Origin of the sequence: Tardibacter chloracetimidivorans, assembly GCF_001890385.1 — a bacterium.
Classification (GTDB): domain Bacteria; phylum Pseudomonadota; class Alphaproteobacteria; order Sphingomonadales; family Sphingomonadaceae; genus Tardibacter; species Tardibacter chloracetimidivorans.
In genome coordinates, this window is the sequence record NZ_CP018221.1 from 2,589,975 (window position 1) to 2,605,851 (window position 15,877).

Genomic DNA, 15,877 nt, shown 5'->3' on the forward strand with positions numbered 1-15,877 from the left:
GGGTCAGATCCCCATGTCTGCGCCGTCATGATCGCGGCTCGCGGAGAAGTCCTGCCGCAATTCGGCGAGCGTCTGATCCTCGGGCGTGGGCGCCGTTCGGGCAGCGCGACTCTCGCGGCGATCGTCACGGCCTTCCGTTGGCGCCTGCGCCTGATCGGGCGCATTGCGGACCGCCTGCGCCCGATCGGCGGCGTGCGCGCGCGGAGCTTGCTCCTCGCCGCGATCCTCGGTGCGCTCGGCTGGCGGGCGGCTCGCTTGGTTGTGCTCCTCCGTTGCCTCCGCGGAAAGGATCCGCGCGGCCATTTCCTTGGCGATGTTGACCGGCTCGACGGCCTCTTCCACGACCTGGCCGGCGCCATCCCGCCCGCCCGCGTCGCCCTCCCCGCCATCGTCGAACACCTCCTCTCCGCGCCTTGACCGGACCGGCTGAAGGTTGGGTCGCGGCAGGAAGCCCTCGGCGACCTGCGGATAGTCATTCCAGAGGAGTTGGATGCGCGCGGCGGGGAAGCCGTCGGGGAACTTCACGAAGCCGTGCATCGACGGCAGGTTCGTGATGTCGTCCGCGATCACGAGCGGCTCGACCTGTTTCCTGGGAGTCAGTGTCGAGGCGTCGCGGGTGTTGTTGTAGCCATAGCTATAGGCTTCATCCATCTGCCGCACTTCGCGATTGCCGATGTAGCGCGCGCACTGCTCGGCGGTGTCGAGATCGGCCGTCGCAAGGATCAGCTTGGAACGCGCAAGCGAGGCGAGGTTGCGGGCGCCTTGCTCGCCATAAACCTCGATCAGTTTCTCGAAGCTGTGGATGCCGAGGATCATGGCGCCGCCGAACGCGCGCGCGGTCTGGAGGCCGTTCTCGATTGCCGGCAGCTTGTGCAGCGCGCCGAGCTCGTCGAACATGAACCAGGTCCGCAGCTCACGCGTGCGCGGCATTGTCATGAGGCGGTTGATCGCGAGGTCCATCCAAAGCGTCAGCAGCGCCCGGTTCATCGGCAGATCGACGTAGTTGGAGGTGATGAAGAGGATCGACCCGGGCTGCTTCTCGCCGGTGATCCAGTCCCGGATCGAGAACGGCTCGCCCGTGTCGGGAAGGAAGCGCAGGACCTGCGCATTGGTGTTGAAGACGGCGCGGATCGACTCCGCCATGCGCGCCGCTTCGGGCGCGGTCAGCGGATCGGCGATCGTGTTCTGGAGGAAGCGATGGACCCGCTTCAGATCGGCGGTCATCAGGTTCTCGGAGAGCGCCAGGTTGGTCGTCTGGCCCCGCTCGACCAGGCGGATGCACATCTCGATGAACAGGGTCCGCGCTGCGAGCGCCCAGAACGGCTCGGACGAGCCGCCATCGGCAGGGATGAGAGCGGCGGCGGCGGCGGTGAACTCGCTGTGCGTGCGGCAGTCCGAGAAGATCGACCATGCAGGGCAGCGACGGTCCATCGGATTGAGGATCGTGTCACGCGCCGGGTCGTAGAAGGCCTCCACATAGGCACCGGTCAGGTCGAAGATCACGGCGCTGTCCTGGCGCTGGCGCATCTGCCGGACGAGGCTCCGGAGCTCGGTGGTCTTGCCCGAGCCGGTCGTACCGATCAGCATGGTGTGCGACTGCTCCATCCGGTGCGGAAAGGGGATGCCGGCGAGCGTGTAGGGATGGTGGATTCCGGCACGCTTGCGCGCCGTGAAGGGAAGCGCGAGCACCTGCTTGGGCGACTGGCCCGGGAAGCATTTGCGCACGTCCGTCGCGAAGGCGGCCGCGTTATGCTGCGAGACCTCGGCAACGAGGACCTCGCGATCGACCAGCATAGCGCCGCGCTCGTGCCGCTCCTGCAGGATCGTCTTGCCACGGCGACGCGAGAGATCGACGAACCAGATCGACAGGGGAATGGTGAGGAACACCGAGAAAAGCAGCGCGCCGAGAAGGCCGCGCATGGCGATGCTCCAGGCCCGCTGGACCTCGGGAATCAACGGGACCACGGCCATGATCGTGCGGTGGAGTTCGCCGCTCGGAAGCCTGACGTTGACGCGCTTCGTCGGGTCGAAGCCGACCCAGTCCCAGAGCATGGCGTAGAGCTTCATGCAGACGAGTTGGAAGCCGTGCTCGTCCAGTTTGAGCGACATGATCACGAACCAGGCCGCGAGGAACACGAAGAACCAGACGACGAAGGGAAGTTTTGCGCCGGCGAACCACATCAGCAGCTCGTGGGTCAGGAGCTGGCTGCCGCGGGTGAAATTGCCCGAGTTGCGTTGGACTTTTCCGCGTGCGGAATGGTGGGTCAGCGGGATCGGCCGGCCGTCGGTGCGGATGTCGTTACGCGCCATGGTATTGCTCCAGGCGCTTGTCGGCGTTGGCGATGATCCGGTCGCGGAACTCGGGATATTGCTCGCTGATGATGACGTCGAGCGCGAGCTGCATGAACTCGCTGATGCGCGCGAGCCGGCGATGGCTTGACGTGAGGAGCGTGGCGGTGCCGAGATAGGCATCAACGGCCGCCCGGATCACCTCCGACGGATTGCAATTCTGCTCGGTAGCGAGCGCGAGGATGCGATCGTGCTGCTGGCGGTTCAGCCGAACCGTGCAATGCCTGGTAGTGGACAAACCAGCCTCCTAGCAGAGAGGCTGGTGGGGATCGAAAGAGGCGACGAGCCTTATAGTCGATCGCCGCACTCGGCGCAAAGGGTATTGCCGTCGCACGGACTGCGTGTGACCGCGTGGGACGCCTAAGCCTTTGGAATAGCTGGGATCGGCCCTAAGCGCCGGACCGTCCCACGGCGTGGCACGCACCAGATTGCTCGTAAGCCATTGACATACCCAGGAAACTTGCACCGCCAGGTGCGTAGGGTGTGCTAAATCTATCAGGATTGCTCCAGGTCCCGGGCGGTCCTGGTGATCGTCGTTCAGGAGTGGGTCCCGGCTCCGGCCGGGAATGGAGCCGCGCGTCGCGCGGAACCGGCGCCGCGGGGAACGGCTGGCGCGAAAGGGGGAACCTGCGGCCTGCGTCGCCAGCTGTCCGGAACGTCCGCGGCTCGGATGCGAAGGCCGAACCCGATCGGCAGGGATCGTCACCCGAATGGGCGAAGACGGCGCGTGCCGGCTTCGTGAGCGTGTCTTCGACACGCGAGTAGAGCCCGTGCGGCGGCGCCGGAAGGTGCCGCCGAGCCGCCCGAAACATGCCAAGCCCCTTGAATGCGCGATCAAGGCGCTTCAACAATAGGCCGCGTTCACGGCCCGATCAGCTTTGAACAGCGAGGCCCTTATGGCACGGACTTTGGAACAGGAACGACAGGCGCTCGAGGAAGAGGAGCGCCGGTTGGCGGAGCGCCGCGAGCAGCTCGCGAAACGCGAGCGCGAGGAGGCGATCAGGACGATCGAGAAGGCGGGGCTGCTCAGGCTCCCCGCCCCTCGCCTGGAAGCGCTGACCAAGCGCATCAAGGCGCTCGGAATCGAGGAAGTGGAGCGGCGGCTCGCGGCCTGAGCCGGACCCGCCGCGACGCAGTCGCGGCACGGGCATGGGGGGCTCGATGCCCCTCATGCCCGTATGCCCCGGCAGCAAAAAAAGGGAGAGGCGTTTCCGCCCCTCCCTGTCGTTTCAGAACTCGTCGGACATGCCGCCCGGGACCGTGTGCACCACCCGGTCGATGAGCGCCATCGGCAGCGCGCCATAGTCGCCCTCATCGATGGCGATGTAGCCCCGCGTATCGTCCTCGATGACGTGCTGGTCGAAGAAGCTGTGGAGTGCGCGGCGCTCGGCGTATGCGAGGGCGGCGAGGTAGGCGGCGGCATCGTTGTGAGCGCTGGTGGGGTTGATCTGCATCGGAGCCTCCTGTCGTCTTGAATGACAGGGGAATGGCCGTCGTTGAGGGAGACGCCGGGTCAGGAACGGAGGCGAAGCCGGAGCCGCGAAGCGGGGAGCGGGGGTGCCGATTTTGTCGTGGTCGGAGTGGAGCGAAGCGGAGCGCAGGCGGCGGCAAAATTGGGGGCACCGCTCATTCTTGACGCGGCGTCTCCCTCAACGACACACTGGGAAGTCTGTGAGAGATTTCATCCTCTGATCTGGGCGCGACGGCTGGCGTGAGCAGCCTCGACCGCGGCGCTCGATTTGACACGCGGGAATGGTCCGGCCACGTGCGGCGGGACCGCGAGATCTGATCGATCTTGGGGCCGCCGCGCGGGCGCGCCCAACCATCATTGACCGGGAGGCGCAAACAGCCGGCGAGCAGTCGCGGGTTGGTTCGCCGATATGCCTATGTTAGTCCGCAGGGGCGCTGCAAAGCGGCAGCGCCGGGACTGGTAATCCCGTCCAGAACGGCAACTCGGTGTGGTCTCACGCCGGGGTGCCTGCGCATATGTCCAGGTGCCCCGGCACTAAAAGCGTAGGCGCATGTCTCGACGTGTTACCAGCCCCGGCTCCCGCGCCCAGCGCGCGGGAGTTCGTTGGACGGGGCGCTCCGACGCGACCGCTGGGATCAGGTGCGCCCGGGCAATCGAAATGGACGATCTCGATACGGACCCGACGCTCCAGAAAGCGATGGCGCTCGCGCTGATGCGGCAGGCGCTGGAGTGGCTGGAAGCGGCGGACGAGGAGAAGGCTGCCGCGCACCTCCGCGACGCCGTGGATGCAGTGCTGAAGCGGGCTCCGCAGATGGATCGTGCGGCGGCATCCTGACGCGAGTGAGAGGCCCGGCTTTCGGAGCCGCTGAGGGCGCGCCAGCGAGCTGGCGCGCCCCGCCTGGCGACCGGTTCTGGGTGAGGCTAGGCCCATTCCAGCCGGCAGGATTCGTCGGGAGCCGCCGCCGCGACAAGGCGCTCGAGCCGTTCGATATAGTGGGCGATGCCCTGCTCGGCCGCGTGCCGCCGGACGGCCGGGCTGGCGAGGCGTTCCCGGATGGTCTCGATCGCGGTCTCGCCCACACTTTCGGCGCCGAGGCCGAGGCTCTCGAGCAGCGCGAACGCGTTGCTCGAGGCGAGGTCGAGTTCGAGCCCCATATCGGTGGTGAGTGCCACGGCCAGGTTGATCGTGCCGGCCGCCTCGTCGCGAAAGACGCTGACGCGCCGCCCGCGAAACTGTGCCTCCTCGACCACGGTGATGACGTCCGTGGCAAAGTCGAAGAGGCGGGCGATCGACGCCAGTGAGAGCGGGCAGACGCGAGCCTCGAAGCGGTAGGACAGAAATGCGTCCTCGGGAGCGTCCGGGTCGAGCAGCACGGTGCCGATCCGCTCGCCCTCGGCGCGCAGGAAGGTGCGAAAGGCGGCGAGCTGGCGCGCGGTAATGACCGCCAGCGGGCGGGCCTCGTCGTCAGCGGCGGTGGCGATGCGAAACGTGATGGACATCTCGTCCTCCCCTGTTGAACGCTCCCATCCAATCCCTCTCCCCTTGGCCGCCTCGCGGGACTGCAGGTCGGCGGCGCGTCGGCGCCGGCTCCTCGCGGCGCGAGGGGGCTCGATGCCCCCGAGCGCCGCCCGTGACGCAGCAAAAGGAGGAGAGGCCCCGGCCGTAGCCGGAGCCTCTCCGCCAGGGCCTCACGCCCGCCGTGCGGTGCGCTGGTGGGCGAGCCGAACGATGTGCAGCGGCACGCCTGCCTGGCGCAGCTTCTGGGCGAGGTTCTGCTGGATGCCTGAGCCCTCGCAGATGACCGCCTCGACCGGCTTCAGGCCGAGGATGCGGTCGTTCCGGACGAAGGCCGCGCGGTTGCCCTGGCTGCGGTCGAGACGGAACTGGATGACCTTGACGCCGCGCGATGCCGCCCAGGCGTGTGCCACCGCATCGCAGCCCTTGGCCTGCGCCGTCGTCGCGAGGATCAGCTCGGGGATGCGGGCCTTGATGCTGTCGAGGCCGTTCCACAGGAGGTCGGCATCCTCCCAGACCTGCCCGCCCGAGAAGGCGACCACGGGACCCTCTGGTGCGAACTGCTCGCGGCGTTCCCGCGCGCGCGAGGCGAGATAGTCACGGGCGTCGATCATCGAGGCGTTGAGGGCGCTGGAGACCCTGCTGCCGCGGACCGGCGAGAAGGGCTTGCCGGTCTCGACGCGGTACACCTCGGCGGCGTGATCGCGCATGCATTCCATTGCCTCGCGGCACCCCTGGAGGGTCTGGCAGAGCAGCTGCGTGTCCTCCAGTTCGGTCGCGTAGATCTCGGACGGATCGTAGTTGCGGGCGAGTTCGCCGAGCTTCTTGGCGGCATCGTCCTCGCGCCCTTCGATCCGCTTGGCAACGACGTGGAAGCTGTTGGCGAACCCCCAGGCGAGATCGTTCGCGAAGGGCTCCATGCGCGTGTCGCGAAGGACATCGAACATCGTCTGCATCATCATGTCGACGGCGGCCCGGACCTGCTCGGGATCGGGCATGTCGAGTGCCTCCGGCGCGTCGACGATGCTGAGCTTCGCCATCTCGTTCGGCTCGATGAAAGCGCCGTCGTAGGTCTGTGTCAGCTCCTCGTTCTCTCGGCTTGCCGCGATGTGGCTGGCGAGGTCGGCGAAGTTGGTGAAAGTGGTCTGCATGATAGCCTCCGTTGGATCTCATCCACTCGATGAGGCTTCTCCTTCGACGTGCGGCGGTCGGGTCGGTCAGGGACGTTAACCGGGAAGCCGGCGCAGCCGGACCCCGGTTAGCGCCGCGCCAGCGGGGAGCGGGGGAGCCGATTTTCTCGGGCGCGGAACGGACGCGCAGCGGGCGTTGCGGGCTCGTGAAAATTGGGGGGACCGCTCATCCTTGACGGGCTCGAATCCCCGCACGTCATATCTAGGAAGTCAGAGAGAGAGATTTTTGGTCACCACGGTGCAGCCAGGCCCCCCGCAAGGTGATCGTCACCCGAAGGGCGGAGACCCGCGCATCGCGGGGCTCCGGGAGCCGGAGGCGAGTAGAGCGCCGGTCCCGGCCTGAGCAGCGCGAAAGGCCGGGATGCGCCGCCCTCCAGCGGATGCTCTGGTGCGGCGATTGCCGGTCGCGCGGAGGGGGACGATCTGACAGGATCGCGCGCATGAAGGATCCGTTTGGCTTTCCCGAGAGCAGCGTCGAGCGCCTCCTGCGCGAGGAGCGCGATCGCACCCGGCGCTACCGCGAGCTGCTCGGCGGCGGCACCGCCGCCCAGGTTATCCTAGAGGCGACCGACGTGCGAAAGCGGCTGGCTCTGGACTTCGGCGCTCCCTATCGCGGCGTCCTCGATATGCTCGAGCGGGATCGTCGGCACCAGCGCGATTTCCGGCAGCTCACCAGCAGTGCCTGGGCGCTGTCGATCTCTGAAACCGCGCGCAGCATCGTCGACCGGAACGCAGGGTTGCTCGACGACCAGCGTCGCCTCTCGAGCAGCCTGCTCGACACCGTGAAGACCTTCGATCTGAACCGGTCGACGATGGCGAGCGCGATCGCCGCCGCGGCGACCGGCGGGACCTACCGCCGGATGATCGAGGACGCGCTGCCGCGCCTGTCGGCATTTGGGGCCATTGCCGAGCAGATGCGGCTGCTCGATGCGATGACGCTTCGCGCGAGCGAAGGCGTGGTCCAGTCGGCGACGGCGCTCGCGGCCGAGATGGTGCTTGAGACGCAGCGGATCGCCGAAGCGATCCTTGCGGCGTCGACGGACGAGGAAAGCGCCGAGCTGCAGGGCCGGCTGATCGACCTCATCGTCGGGTTCGTGCAGCAGCTCGGTCCGCGGACGATCGCCGAGCTGCACGAGATGGGCCTGTTCCAATGGTCCGGCTGGCTGGCCGGTATTCTCGGCCTGTTGCTGGCGATCGCCGCCCTCCATCCTGATCAGTCGCCCGAGGAGAAAGCGGCGTTCGCCGCGTTGAACCAGAAGGTGGAGGCGCTTCAACAGGAGACCCGTCGCTATCACGAGGCCGAGGCGCGCGCGGACGAAGCCTATGTCGCGGACCTTCCAAGGGCCGAGCTGAGCCGGGATGCGACGTTTCGGCGCGAACCGCGGCGCGAGGGCGCCGTGGTGCTGAAGGCGCCCGACGGAATGGCGCTGGCGATCGAGAGGCGGCAGGGGCGCTGGCGCCTGGTGGTGTATCGCGATCCGCTCACCGGCCAGCTTGCCCGAGCGTGGGTCCATGCGAGCGCGGTGTCGCCGCTCGCGCCGCCCGTTGACGCTGACGCGCGGTAGCGGGGCTCGACCGATCCGGACGGCGCCGGAGCGCCGCCCGGGCATTCGCTCAGAAGAAGTCGAGCTTGTCCGCGATGATCTCGCAACCATAGCGGGTGATGCCGTCGCGGTCTTCCCAGCTCGAATAGTGCAGCCGGCCCGTCACTGCGACGACATTGCCCTTCTCGCGCGACGCGGCCGCCTTGCCAAGGCCGTTGAAGCAGGTGACCTTGTGGAACTCGGTTTCCTTGGCGGTATAGCCGGTCGCCTCGTCGACATAGGTCTTCCCGTCCCTGAGCTTCACGCGGTCGGTCGCGACGATGAGGGTCGTGACGCTGCCGCGGGTGTCGGGATCCTTGGCGACCCGGCCGGCGATGTTGACGTTGTTCATGGCGATGCTCCTTGTTGGGTCCAGCGGCCTTTCCGCCGGTGCCACCGGGGAGCGGCGTGCAGGCCCGCTCCGCACCGGAGCGCGAGCGGAGGGGAACTCCTGAAGGGAGCTGGCGCGGGCAGCCGCGAGAGCGGCAACACGGGCGACCGGCAGGGGTTGCGGGGCCGGCCTGTCACGCCGCAGGTGGCAGGAACAGGCGGAGGAAGGCCGCGGCGCCCTGGGACGCGGCGCCCCTGCAACGACCAACCGCCGGCCGGCGGCTCAGACCGGGGTCGGCAGGCTCCCGCCCCGGTCGATGACGCGGAGGTGCAGATGGGGGACTGGCTGGCGCACTCCGAGCGAGACGGCCGCCGTACGCGGACCGTGGGTCTCGATCGAATGGCGGACGAGACGGCGGCGCTCGGCGTTGGTCAGTGCGTCCCACCAGGCTGGGCTCAGATAGCTGTTCTCGAGATATTCGAGACCAAGGCGGACCGCGGCGGCGGCGTGGTCATCGTCCCCGAGGTCCTGGTAGGACCGCACGAAGCGCTCCGCCGGGCCCTCGGGCCCGCCGGTCCACCCGAAGACGATGACCGACTGGCCGCCATAGGATGTGATGTTGAGCGTGACCTGTTCGAACGTACCCGTGCCATGGGCAAGTCGTTGGAGCGGGCGACCGGTCAGATCATTGTCGGGCAGGAACGCGCCGCAGCAGACCAGTGGCAGGAGCCCGTTGAAGCGTGTCCAGGCATAGGAGAAGCCGTTCGCGTCCCGGGCTCGGACCCGCGCGTCATAGGCCGCCTTCCGGGCGCGCGTGCCGGCCTCGCCCGCGAGAGCGCCGTGATGGAAATTGCGCGCCATGTTTTGGGCGAGTTCCTGGTCCTCGACGGGCAGGCCCTCGTCCAACCGTGCGAAGAGCGGCGCTACGGCAAGCATGGCGCGCTTGAAGAAGGCTTCGAACGACACCGCGCGATAGGCGAAGAGCAGCGCCTCCCAGGCGCCGATCGCGCAGTCCTTGTCCTCGATCGGCTTGAAGAGATCGTTGTCGTGGGTCGAGCAGAAGCCCGGGAAGACCGAAGCGTCGCCGATGCCCACCAGCCGCGGGTCGAGGCGGCCACCATTCTTCTCGAGCCCGCCCATCGTCGCGATGAGAGAATAGACCTTCCCAGCGCGCGAGATCGCCCGCAGCCCGCCTTCCTTCTGGACAGTGTGGGCGCCGATGATCTCGGCGCCACATGGCTCGCCGGCCTCGCCGGCATAGGAGCAGTAGCGTCGGCGCAGCTCCTTGCGGAACGCCTCGGCAACATGGTGGTGGTTGAATTGCGGCAGCCGCTCACGCCCGTCGTGACACGCCTTGAACTTCCTGCCCGATCCGCACCAGCACGGGTCGTTGCGGCCGATCTTCGGCGGGCGGTGGACGCGGGGCGGCCGGTTCAGGGGCATGAACAGCGAGGGGTGCGCAGCGGGAGGCGGTTGGATCGGCATGTCTTGGAGGTTGAGCGGAACAGGGTTGGACGGCGTGCCGGGCAGACGGAGAGGACCGGCGACTTTGGGGAGCTATCGTCACTCGGTGCGAACGCCTCAATGGACGTCGCTCAGCCAATTCTCCACCTTGAGGGCCCGGACGCGGGAGAACTCGCCGATGTTGGCGGTCACCAATGTGGCGCCGAGCGCATAGGCATGAGCCGCGATGAAGAGGTCGTTGGGCCCGATGGGTTTGCCCGCGCTCTCCAGCTCGGCTCGGATACCGCCATATTCAGTGTCCGCCGGGACATCGAGCGCAAGCACGGACACGCTGCCGAGGATCGCCTCCATTTGGGCCAGGAGCCTGGGGGACCCCTTCTTCGCGCAGCCGTAGCGCAGCTCGGCCGCGGTGATGATGCTGACGCAAATCGCATCGGCACCGACTTGCGCGATCCGGGTGGCTACGGCGCCGTGCGGGTTTCGCGCGAGTTCCGACACGATGTTGGTATCGAGCATGTAGAGCTGGGTCACAATTCGATGGCCTTGGCCGGAAGCAAGGTGCTGTCGATGTCCGGGAATTCATCCTCGGGGCCAAGGGGTTCGAGGCTCGCAAGGACCTCAACGATGTTTCGGCGGCGGATCGGCTCGATGACCAGTCGATCTCCCTCCCGGTGGATCATGACCCGATCTCCAGGCAGCTCGAAATCGGCCGGGATGCGCACTGCCTGGCTCTTGTTGTTGCGGAACAGCTTCGCTTCTCTGGTGACCGTTGCTTCATGATCGGGCGTCACGGCAGACTCCTTTGCATATACATAGGCATATACATCACTGGGTGGGTTTGTTCAATGATGTGTTGCCGACGGGAAGAGAACGTGGTCGCACGCTGGCAAAAAAAGGGCCCGCTTCGCGGTGATGCGAAGCAGGCCCTGTCGTGGCGTCGGCGCGCAGAGGAGCTGCGCGCCAATCGGTTGGCGGCGATCAGTCCGCCATCTCGGGCGTGCGGCGCCGGCGGCCGCCCGGCGCGGGCTCGCTGCCGCCGAACGCGCCTTCGGCCGAGGACTCACCCAGACCGTCGGTTCCCACGGGTGCGGCCGGCTGCTCGGTCCCCGGCAGCGGCGGCAGGCCGTCGTCGGTTGCGACCGTGTCGGTGGGCGCCTCGCGGCGGCGGGTGGGGCGCGACCAGACGATGTTGTAGGAGCCGTCCTCCTGGCGGAACGCCGAGATGTAGAGCGGCTTGTCGAGGCTCGGATCCTCGATCTTGCCGTTGAGGAAGGTCTCGCCGGTCGAGTTGGAGGCGAGCTCGAAGAGGGCGCCGACCTGCACCCACTGGCGGGCGGCCGACAGTGCGAGGATTTCGAACTTGGGCGCGCGCGGGTTGGTCGACTGGACCGTCCGAAGCGCGATCACGATCGCGACGGTGAGCGTCGAGATCTTGCCGGTGTAGGTGCCGCTGGCGTTCTGGGTGATGGTGCCGATGTTCATGGGAAGTCTCCTGAGATTGAGCGCTCGAACCCCTTGTCCGAACACTCTCTCTCACCCACTCAGCTCCTCGGCCGTTCGGCCGAGTAAGGCGCGTCAGCGCCGCTCCGACGAGCGCCTCTTCGGCGCCGTCGGGATCGTACCGTCGTCGCAGGTGCCTCGGCCCTAAGGCTCAGGCTTCGACTGCTCCAGCGTCTGCGGGTTGCTGCTTGCGCCGCCGCGGCGTCTTGGCGCCGGCCTGGGCGGGGGGCGTGTCCTCGGCCTTGGCGCGGCGGGCGCGGGGCTTCGGTTGCGGAGCGGGCGCGGCGTCCCCTGACGGCGGTGCTGCCTTGGCGGGCGCTTCGGGCTCCTGCCGCTTGCGACCCAGGCCGAGACGCTTGGCTACCTCGCGCCGCTGCGCCGAGTAACCGGGCGCCACCATAGGATAGTCGGACTTGAGACCATAGCGGACGCGGTATTCGGCAGGGGTCAGGCCGTGGCTGCTGAGATGTCGCTTCAGCGACTTGTAGGGCTTGCCGTCGATCATCGAAAGAATGTGATCAGGCGAAGCGAGGCTCTTGCGCACGGAGACGGCCGGCGTGAACTCGGGCTGGGCCGCCGGTGTCTCTTCGGCGGGTGTTTCGGGTTCCTTGGCGATGCCGGCGATCGCAGCGTGGGTCTTGGCGATGAAGTCCGGCACGTCTTCGGGTCGGATATTATTGTGCGCCACGTAACTTGCGACGACTTCGATCGTCATCGCGACAAGGTTGTTCTCTTCCGGCAACCGCACCTCCCACGAAAGGATACGCCCTGGCGATCTTCGCCCGACGACTTCACGTTATGGCGCGCGATGAATGCCGCGCAAGGTTTGGCGCCCCTCGGGGGGTGTCTGTGGCGGCCGCGGTTCGAGAAATTCGGGTACGGAGGCCCGGTCAGGTCGAAGCCGAGACCGGCTTGCGCCAGAGCGCAATGATGTCCTGCATCTCCTCGGCGAAGCCGAGGGCATCGATGTAGATAGCGCCGGGGCGTTGTCCGAGATAGCCGACGATGGTCGCAATATCGTTGGCGACAGCGACATCCAATCCGAACAGGTCGGCGATCTCGAAATGGCCGAGATCCGGCCCGTTCCACCACGCCATCAGGAAGTTCGCGACCCGGCGCGCCTGGCCGGTATCGCTCATCGCGATCGGTATCAGCCGGGTTAGCGCCGCCAGCATCGCGTCGTGATCGGTGGGTATCGAAGTCATCGGCATCTCCAGCCACGATGCTATACGTCTGTGCCGATCGCGCAATCGCGACGTTCGGATCAAAGGCGCAGGGGCTCCGGCATCGCCAGCCATTCGCGCTGGTCGTGCGCGAGCGGCACGTCATGGTTCGCGGCCTCGGCTTCGCTGAAGACCCGCGCGCGCGACAATCGGTCAAAGCCGGCATCGTCGTTCCAGAAGCTGAGCCCGTGCTGCGGATCGCGGATCGCGAGGACGAATCCATCGGCGCCTTCGTCGCGCGCGCGGGCGATTGCACGGTCGAGCAATTGGGTCGTGTGGCCATAGCTGACGCGGTGTTCAGTAATGACGACATAGCCGCCGCCGAACTCCCCGACCCGCAGCCTGTCGCAATCCGACGCCCATTCGAACCCGAAGGGCAGCGCCGAGCGCGCGCAACGTTGGATCAGCTTGGCCGCGACATCGATTCCGAACTGCTCGCCGGAGAAGGTCACGAGCACCTGGCCGAGCTGGTCGGCCTCGCTGAACGCGACATGGAAATCGAGATAGGGATATTGCGGATCCTCGAAGAGGTCGAGCAGTCCCGCAAACGGGTCCTCGTCGCCGCGCGGGAACAGGGCGGCGAAGTCCGGGCGAAGGCTGGCATAACGCGCTTCGCGAACGTCGCTCCCGGCCTCGGTGTCGTCGATCAGTTCCACCGCGGCGATGACCCGGCGTAGCATGCCGGCCTCGGCGACGGTGACGGTCAGGTCGAACGCCGCCTTGGTGTAGCTATTGGACATGGTGCGTTCCGGCAGTCGAGGGGAGCGCGGAAGCGGCATCCGCAACGACGAGCGCCGGCACGACGAATTCCGCTGCATCGAAATGAGCGAAGATCGCATCGAGCGAGCCAAGCGCCGTGATGATGCTGCGGCTGATGACAACCTCGTCGTCCTCGGTGACAGCATAGGACACCGCCTTGCCGTCGCCGATGGCAACGACGCGCTCGGGTCCCCACTGCCCGGAATAGCCCCCGCACCAGCGTACGAAGGGGACGCGATGCATAATGCACCAGTCCTCGATCTCCTCGAAGCGCCCGCCTGCGACTTCGTGCGCAAACAGGCGAAGCGGCTCGCCGTCGACGCGATGTTCCGGCTCGAACGGATCGCCGTCCCACTCGACGGCAAGCCGGTCGGCGGCAATGAGTTCGGCAAGTTCTGCGAAGGCGGGAGCGTCAAGCGCGCCGCCGATGACGATGGAGGCGGATACCCGGTCGGCCATGATGGTCTCCTCTGGTTGGGCGCGACGCAGCGCGCACGTTCGGCCACCACGCGGTGATCGCGGGGACCGGTGATGATCGGGCTTTGGAAAGGATCGTGGCGGCAGCGGCTCGGCCGCGCCGGCATCTGTCTGATTGCAGCTTCAGTGAGTCGAGCCGAACAGGTAGCGCTTGGCGGCGACTTGCTGGCTGCCATCCTCGATGCCGATGGACGACTGCATGTCGGCAGTGAGCTGCCGGCAGAGATCGGGAGGAATGACGGCATGAGGCGCGACCACGGCGATCGCGGCCTCGGCGGAGAGGAGTTCGCCCGGCTCCGTGCCGATCCAGACGAGGGGCTCGCCTTCTGCGGGCTCGTCTTCGGTGCGAAAGAAGACTTGCGCGAAGAAGGTCTGAAGCGGCCGGTCCCATCCGACCGTCGCACGGACGACGTCTGGTCTGTCCGGCTTGGGCTGAAGGTCGTGACGGCTCATTCCATCGTCCTCCGGATACGATGCTGGACATGGCGCGCCGCGCCCTCTGCGCTGCTGATCGCCTTGCCGGCGGCCGACGCAGCCTGACGCGCTCCGGCCTGGCGAAGCAAGGTACGGGCTTCGCGCAGCCGCTCAACGGCTATCGCAATGGCGTGCCCGTCAGCGGGCGTGGCGAAGGCGATTCGGCGCATGGGCTTCTCCCTTGGATGGACGATGGATGCGGAAAGGCGCGTCTGCAGCGGGCCCGGGGCGTTTGCAGGGTAGAGTCCGACTTGCATTCACGCGCCGACGGCCCCGACCCGCTTCCCCTTCCCTTTCCCCAGGATCAGTCGTCCTCGGGCAGCATGATCGTCATGACTCGCGTGGTGACGTGCGGATCGCCAGGGTCTTCCGATCCCCATTCCAGCGCGCGGTCGTAATAGTCGATCGCGAAACGGACGGCCTGACCACGGACGGTGAACTCCCCGCGAGAGCGTTCCGGGCCATCGTCGCGCGTGAATGCGTAACCTCGGATCGCCGAGAGCAGCTCGGCTTGGGCGGAGAGCTCGCCGGCAAATGCGGCGAGGCAAGCCGCAGTGATGACGACGCGGGCAGTCGGATCGAGGCCGTGCCGGCAGCGGTCGTTGAGTTCGGCGATGCGGGATAGCTGGTCGGTCATGCAGCCTCCATCAGGCCAGCGTTGAAGGTCTCGATCCAGGCTTCCATCGTCGGCCGCTCGGAAAGCGGTACGATGCTCGCTGCATCCTGGAACCGGATGAGATTAGTGGGCGCATCGCGGCGAATGGCTTCGATCTCGGCTGCCGGGAGCAGCCGCTCGCCGCGGATGAAGTCGGTGATCCTGCCGGGCTTCGTCCTGGTCGAACGCCGCCAGAGCCCCTCGACGGTGCGCAGCCGAGGTTCCGCGCGCGCCTCGATGAGCACGATCAGCCTGAGGCACCAGGTTGGCAGCGCCCGTACTTCGTCCGGCTGGATGGCCCCGCAGAAGAAGCAGCTCGATTTCGGAGGGATCGGAAGACCGGCCTGCTCGATACGCGCGGCGCACCGGTCGCGGCTCCAGTTCCACTCGCGCAGCGGATAGCGGCACTCGAACAGCGGATCGTTCAACGCGGACGCATGCGCGTAGCGACGCGTGTCGGCAGGCGAGGCATCGTAGCCGATTAGCCGAACGACCTTCTGGCCTCGCTGCCACGCGGCCTGGGCCGGCGCCCATTGCTTGAGGTAGGCGTCCTGCGGCGCGACCTTCCACTTGAGGCAGCTATGCCGGCCAAGGCTGATGCTGGGGAGCGTCGCATTGGTGAGCACGTTGGCCAGGATCGAGTAATAGGGTGGCCAGTGCTTGAAGCGCTGCGGCACGTAGCGGACCACCTCATAGGGGATGCGCCGCGCGGCCATCCACGCCGCGATCAACTTCTGGTACTCGTACGTATCAGGCTTCTCGGCGCCGGGATCGGCCGTGAGAACCAAGTCCGGCGGCTCGCCCCGCGAATCGAGTTCGACGAGCAGGTCTGAGCGGAACCGATTAGCGCCCTTTGCGGAAGCAGTTATACTGAGCCGGCAATTC

21 protein-coding genes are annotated in these 15,877 nt (G+C 67.1%); 3 read left to right on the forward strand and 18 right to left on the reverse strand.

What is annotated here, in order from left to right; genetic code table 11:
- Window positions 1–3 precede the first annotated feature (3 nt).
- Both BSL82_RS13405 and BSL82_RS13410 read right to left on the reverse strand, forming a co-directional pair.
- Window positions 4–2,310, reverse strand: a complete 2,307-nt coding sequence (locus BSL82_RS13405) for a type IV secretion system DNA-binding domain-containing protein (protein ID WP_072597911.1) — start codon at window positions 2,308–2,310, stop codon at window positions 4–6.
- The gene (locus BSL82_RS13410) at window positions 2,300–2,587 is read right to left on the reverse strand and encodes a hypothetical protein (protein ID WP_030541282.1); all 288 of its coding nucleotides are present in this window, start codon (window positions 2,585–2,587) and stop codon (window positions 2,300–2,302) included. The genes BSL82_RS13405 and BSL82_RS13410 overlap by 11 nt, the downstream gene beginning before the upstream one ends.
- 658 nt (window positions 2,588–3,245) lie before the next feature.
- Between BSL82_RS13410 and BSL82_RS13420 the strand changes: the two genes are divergently transcribed.
- A complete protein-coding gene (locus BSL82_RS13420) occupies window positions 3,246–3,464 on the forward strand; it encodes a hypothetical protein (RefSeq protein WP_042469246.1) in 219 nt (72 codons plus the stop codon).
- A gap of 114 nt (window positions 3,465–3,578) precedes the next feature.
- Here BSL82_RS13420 and BSL82_RS13425 read toward each other — a convergent pair whose 3' ends face one another.
- Entirely contained in the window at window positions 3,579–3,803 is a 225-nt protein-coding gene (locus tag BSL82_RS13425; protein WP_048574806.1) for a hypothetical protein, read from the reverse strand.
- A gap of 675 nt (window positions 3,804–4,478) precedes the next feature.
- Here BSL82_RS13425 and BSL82_RS21115 point away from each other — a divergent pair.
- Window positions 4,479–4,655 carry a hypothetical protein gene (locus tag BSL82_RS21115; protein WP_156029321.1) on the forward strand — a complete coding sequence of 59 codons (177 nt, stop codon included), beginning with the start codon at window positions 4,479–4,481 and terminating at the stop codon, window positions 4,653–4,655.
- A gap of 86 nt (window positions 4,656–4,741) precedes the next feature.
- On the opposite strand, the gene BSL82_RS13430 is transcribed toward BSL82_RS21115, so the two are convergent.
- Both BSL82_RS13430 and BSL82_RS13435 read right to left on the reverse strand, forming a co-directional pair.
- The gene (locus BSL82_RS13430; RefSeq protein WP_048574805.1) at window positions 4,742–5,320 is read right to left on the reverse strand and encodes a hypothetical protein; all 579 of its coding nucleotides are present in this window, start codon (window positions 5,318–5,320) and stop codon (window positions 4,742–4,744) included.
- 189 nt (window positions 5,321–5,509) lie between these two features.
- Window positions 5,510–6,487, reverse strand: coding sequence for a DUF2493 domain-containing protein (locus BSL82_RS13435; protein WP_048574804.1), 978 nt, complete (start codon window positions 6,485–6,487; stop codon window positions 5,510–5,512).
- A 479-nt stretch (window positions 6,488–6,966) separates the two neighbouring features.
- Here BSL82_RS13435 and BSL82_RS13440 point away from each other — a divergent pair, with 479 nt between their 5' ends.
- Window positions 6,967–8,091, forward strand: coding sequence for a hypothetical protein (locus BSL82_RS13440; RefSeq protein ID WP_066518892.1), 1,125 nt, complete (start codon window positions 6,967–6,969; stop codon window positions 8,089–8,091).
- A gap of 49 nt (window positions 8,092–8,140) precedes the next feature.
- Here the strand turns inward: BSL82_RS13440 and BSL82_RS13445 are convergent, their stop codons facing one another.
- From BSL82_RS13445 to BSL82_RS13505, 13 genes are all read right to left on the reverse strand, one after another.
- On the reverse strand, window positions 8,141–8,461 hold the full coding sequence (locus BSL82_RS13445; protein ID WP_042469252.1) for a single-stranded DNA-binding protein: 321 nt from the start codon (window positions 8,459–8,461) through the stop codon (window positions 8,141–8,143).
- 261 nt (window positions 8,462–8,722) lie between these two features.
- Complete coding sequence (locus tag BSL82_RS13450; protein WP_048574954.1) at window positions 8,723–9,925, reverse strand: YecA family protein; 1,203 nt, start codon at window positions 9,923–9,925, stop codon at window positions 8,723–8,725.
- A 96-nt stretch (window positions 9,926–10,021) separates the two neighbouring features.
- Window positions 10,022–10,420, reverse strand: a complete 399-nt coding sequence (locus tag BSL82_RS13455) for a type II toxin-antitoxin system VapC family toxin (protein ID WP_197418072.1) — start codon at window positions 10,418–10,420, stop codon at window positions 10,022–10,024.
- 11 nt (window positions 10,421–10,431) lie between these two features.
- Window positions 10,432–10,695 (reverse strand): antitoxin, encoded by a 264-nt coding sequence (locus BSL82_RS13460; RefSeq protein ID WP_047100244.1) that lies wholly within the window; start codon window positions 10,693–10,695, stop codon window positions 10,432–10,434.
- Between the two features lie 187 nt (window positions 10,696–10,882).
- Complete coding sequence (locus BSL82_RS13465; protein ID WP_030541254.1) at window positions 10,883–11,386, reverse strand: DUF736 domain-containing protein; 504 nt, start codon at window positions 11,384–11,386, stop codon at window positions 10,883–10,885.
- A gap of 169 nt (window positions 11,387–11,555) precedes the next feature.
- Complete coding sequence (locus BSL82_RS13470; RefSeq protein ID WP_226998468.1) at window positions 11,556–12,146, reverse strand: Ros/MucR family transcriptional regulator; 591 nt, start codon at window positions 12,144–12,146, stop codon at window positions 11,556–11,558.
- Between the two features lie 148 nt (window positions 12,147–12,294).
- On the reverse strand, window positions 12,295–12,609 hold the full coding sequence (locus tag BSL82_RS13475; RefSeq protein ID WP_030541252.1) for a DUF7673 family protein: 315 nt from the start codon (window positions 12,607–12,609) through the stop codon (window positions 12,295–12,297).
- A gap of 59 nt (window positions 12,610–12,668) precedes the next feature.
- Window positions 12,669–13,367: a hypothetical protein gene (locus tag BSL82_RS13480; RefSeq protein WP_048574952.1), complete on the reverse strand. Its 699-nt coding sequence runs from the start codon at window positions 13,365–13,367 to the stop codon at window positions 12,669–12,671.
- Window positions 13,357–13,845 carry a hypothetical protein gene (locus tag BSL82_RS13485; protein ID WP_030541250.1) on the reverse strand — a complete coding sequence of 163 codons (489 nt, stop codon included), beginning with the start codon at window positions 13,843–13,845 and terminating at the stop codon, window positions 13,357–13,359. Before BSL82_RS13485 ends, BSL82_RS13480 begins: the two co-directional genes overlap by 11 nt.
- Window positions 13,846–13,986: 141 nt before the next feature.
- Entirely contained in the window at window positions 13,987–14,316 is a 330-nt protein-coding gene (locus tag BSL82_RS13490) for a hypothetical protein (protein ID WP_048574951.1), read from the reverse strand.
- On the reverse strand, window positions 14,313–14,507 hold the full coding sequence (locus BSL82_RS13495) for a hypothetical protein (RefSeq protein WP_030541248.1): 195 nt from the start codon (window positions 14,505–14,507) through the stop codon (window positions 14,313–14,315). The genes BSL82_RS13490 and BSL82_RS13495 overlap by 4 nt, the downstream gene beginning before the upstream one ends.
- Window positions 14,508–14,641: 134 nt before the next feature.
- Window positions 14,642–14,974, reverse strand: a complete 333-nt coding sequence (locus BSL82_RS13500; RefSeq protein WP_030541247.1) for a DUF3768 domain-containing protein — start codon at window positions 14,972–14,974, stop codon at window positions 14,642–14,644.
- On the reverse strand, window positions 14,971–15,861 hold the full coding sequence (locus BSL82_RS13505; protein WP_072598791.1) for a hypothetical protein: 891 nt from the start codon (window positions 15,859–15,861) through the stop codon (window positions 14,971–14,973). Before BSL82_RS13505 ends, BSL82_RS13500 begins: the two co-directional genes overlap by 4 nt.
- Between the last annotated feature and the right edge of the window lie 16 nt (window positions 15,862–15,877).

Coding starts and splice junctions, on each gene's coding strand:
- BSL82_RS13405 (WP_072597911.1), bottom strand. CDS start 2,310: ATGGCGCGTAACGACATCCGCACCGACGGCCGGCCGATCCCGCTGACC.
- BSL82_RS13420 (WP_042469246.1), top strand. CDS start 3,246: ATGGCACGGACTTTGGAACAGGAACGACAGGCGCTCGAGGAAGAGGAG.
- BSL82_RS13425 (WP_048574806.1), bottom strand. CDS start 3,803: ATGCAGATCAACCCCACCAGCGCTCACAACGATGCCGCCGCCTACCTC.
- BSL82_RS21115 (WP_156029321.1), top strand. CDS start 4,479: ATGGACGATCTCGATACGGACCCGACGCTCCAGAAAGCGATGGCGCTC.
- BSL82_RS13430 (WP_048574805.1), bottom strand. CDS start 5,320: ATGTCCATCACGTTTCGCATCGCCACCGCCGCTGACGACGAGGCCCGC.
- BSL82_RS13435 (WP_048574804.1), bottom strand. CDS start 6,487: ATGCAGACCACTTTCACCAACTTCGCCGACCTCGCCAGCCACATCGCG.
- BSL82_RS13440 (WP_066518892.1), top strand. CDS start 6,967: ATGAAGGATCCGTTTGGCTTTCCCGAGAGCAGCGTCGAGCGCCTCCTG.
- BSL82_RS13445 (WP_042469252.1), bottom strand. CDS start 8,461: ATGAACAACGTCAACATCGCCGGCCGGGTCGCCAAGGATCCCGACACC.
- BSL82_RS13450 (WP_048574954.1), bottom strand. CDS start 9,925: ATGCCGATCCAACCGCCTCCCGCTGCGCACCCCTCGCTGTTCATGCCC.
- BSL82_RS13455 (WP_197418072.1), bottom strand. CDS start 10,420: ATGCTCGATACCAACATCGTGTCGGAACTCGCGCGAAACCCGCACGGC.
- BSL82_RS13465 (WP_030541254.1), bottom strand. CDS start 11,386: ATGAACATCGGCACCATCACCCAGAACGCCAGCGGCACCTACACCGGC.
- BSL82_RS13475 (WP_030541252.1), bottom strand. CDS start 12,609: ATGACTTCGATACCCACCGATCACGACGCGATGCTGGCGGCGCTAACC.
- BSL82_RS13480 (WP_048574952.1), bottom strand. CDS start 13,367: ATGTCCAATAGCTACACCAAGGCGGCGTTCGACCTGACCGTCACCGTC.
- BSL82_RS13485 (WP_030541250.1), bottom strand. CDS start 13,845: ATGGCCGACCGGGTATCCGCCTCCATCGTCATCGGCGGCGCGCTTGAC.
- BSL82_RS13490 (WP_048574951.1), bottom strand. CDS start 14,316: ATGAGCCGTCACGACCTTCAGCCCAAGCCGGACAGACCAGACGTCGTC.
- BSL82_RS13495 (WP_030541248.1), bottom strand. CDS start 14,507: ATGCGCCGAATCGCCTTCGCCACGCCCGCTGACGGGCACGCCATTGCG.
- BSL82_RS13500 (WP_030541247.1), bottom strand. CDS start 14,974: ATGACCGACCAGCTATCCCGCATCGCCGAACTCAACGACCGCTGCCGG.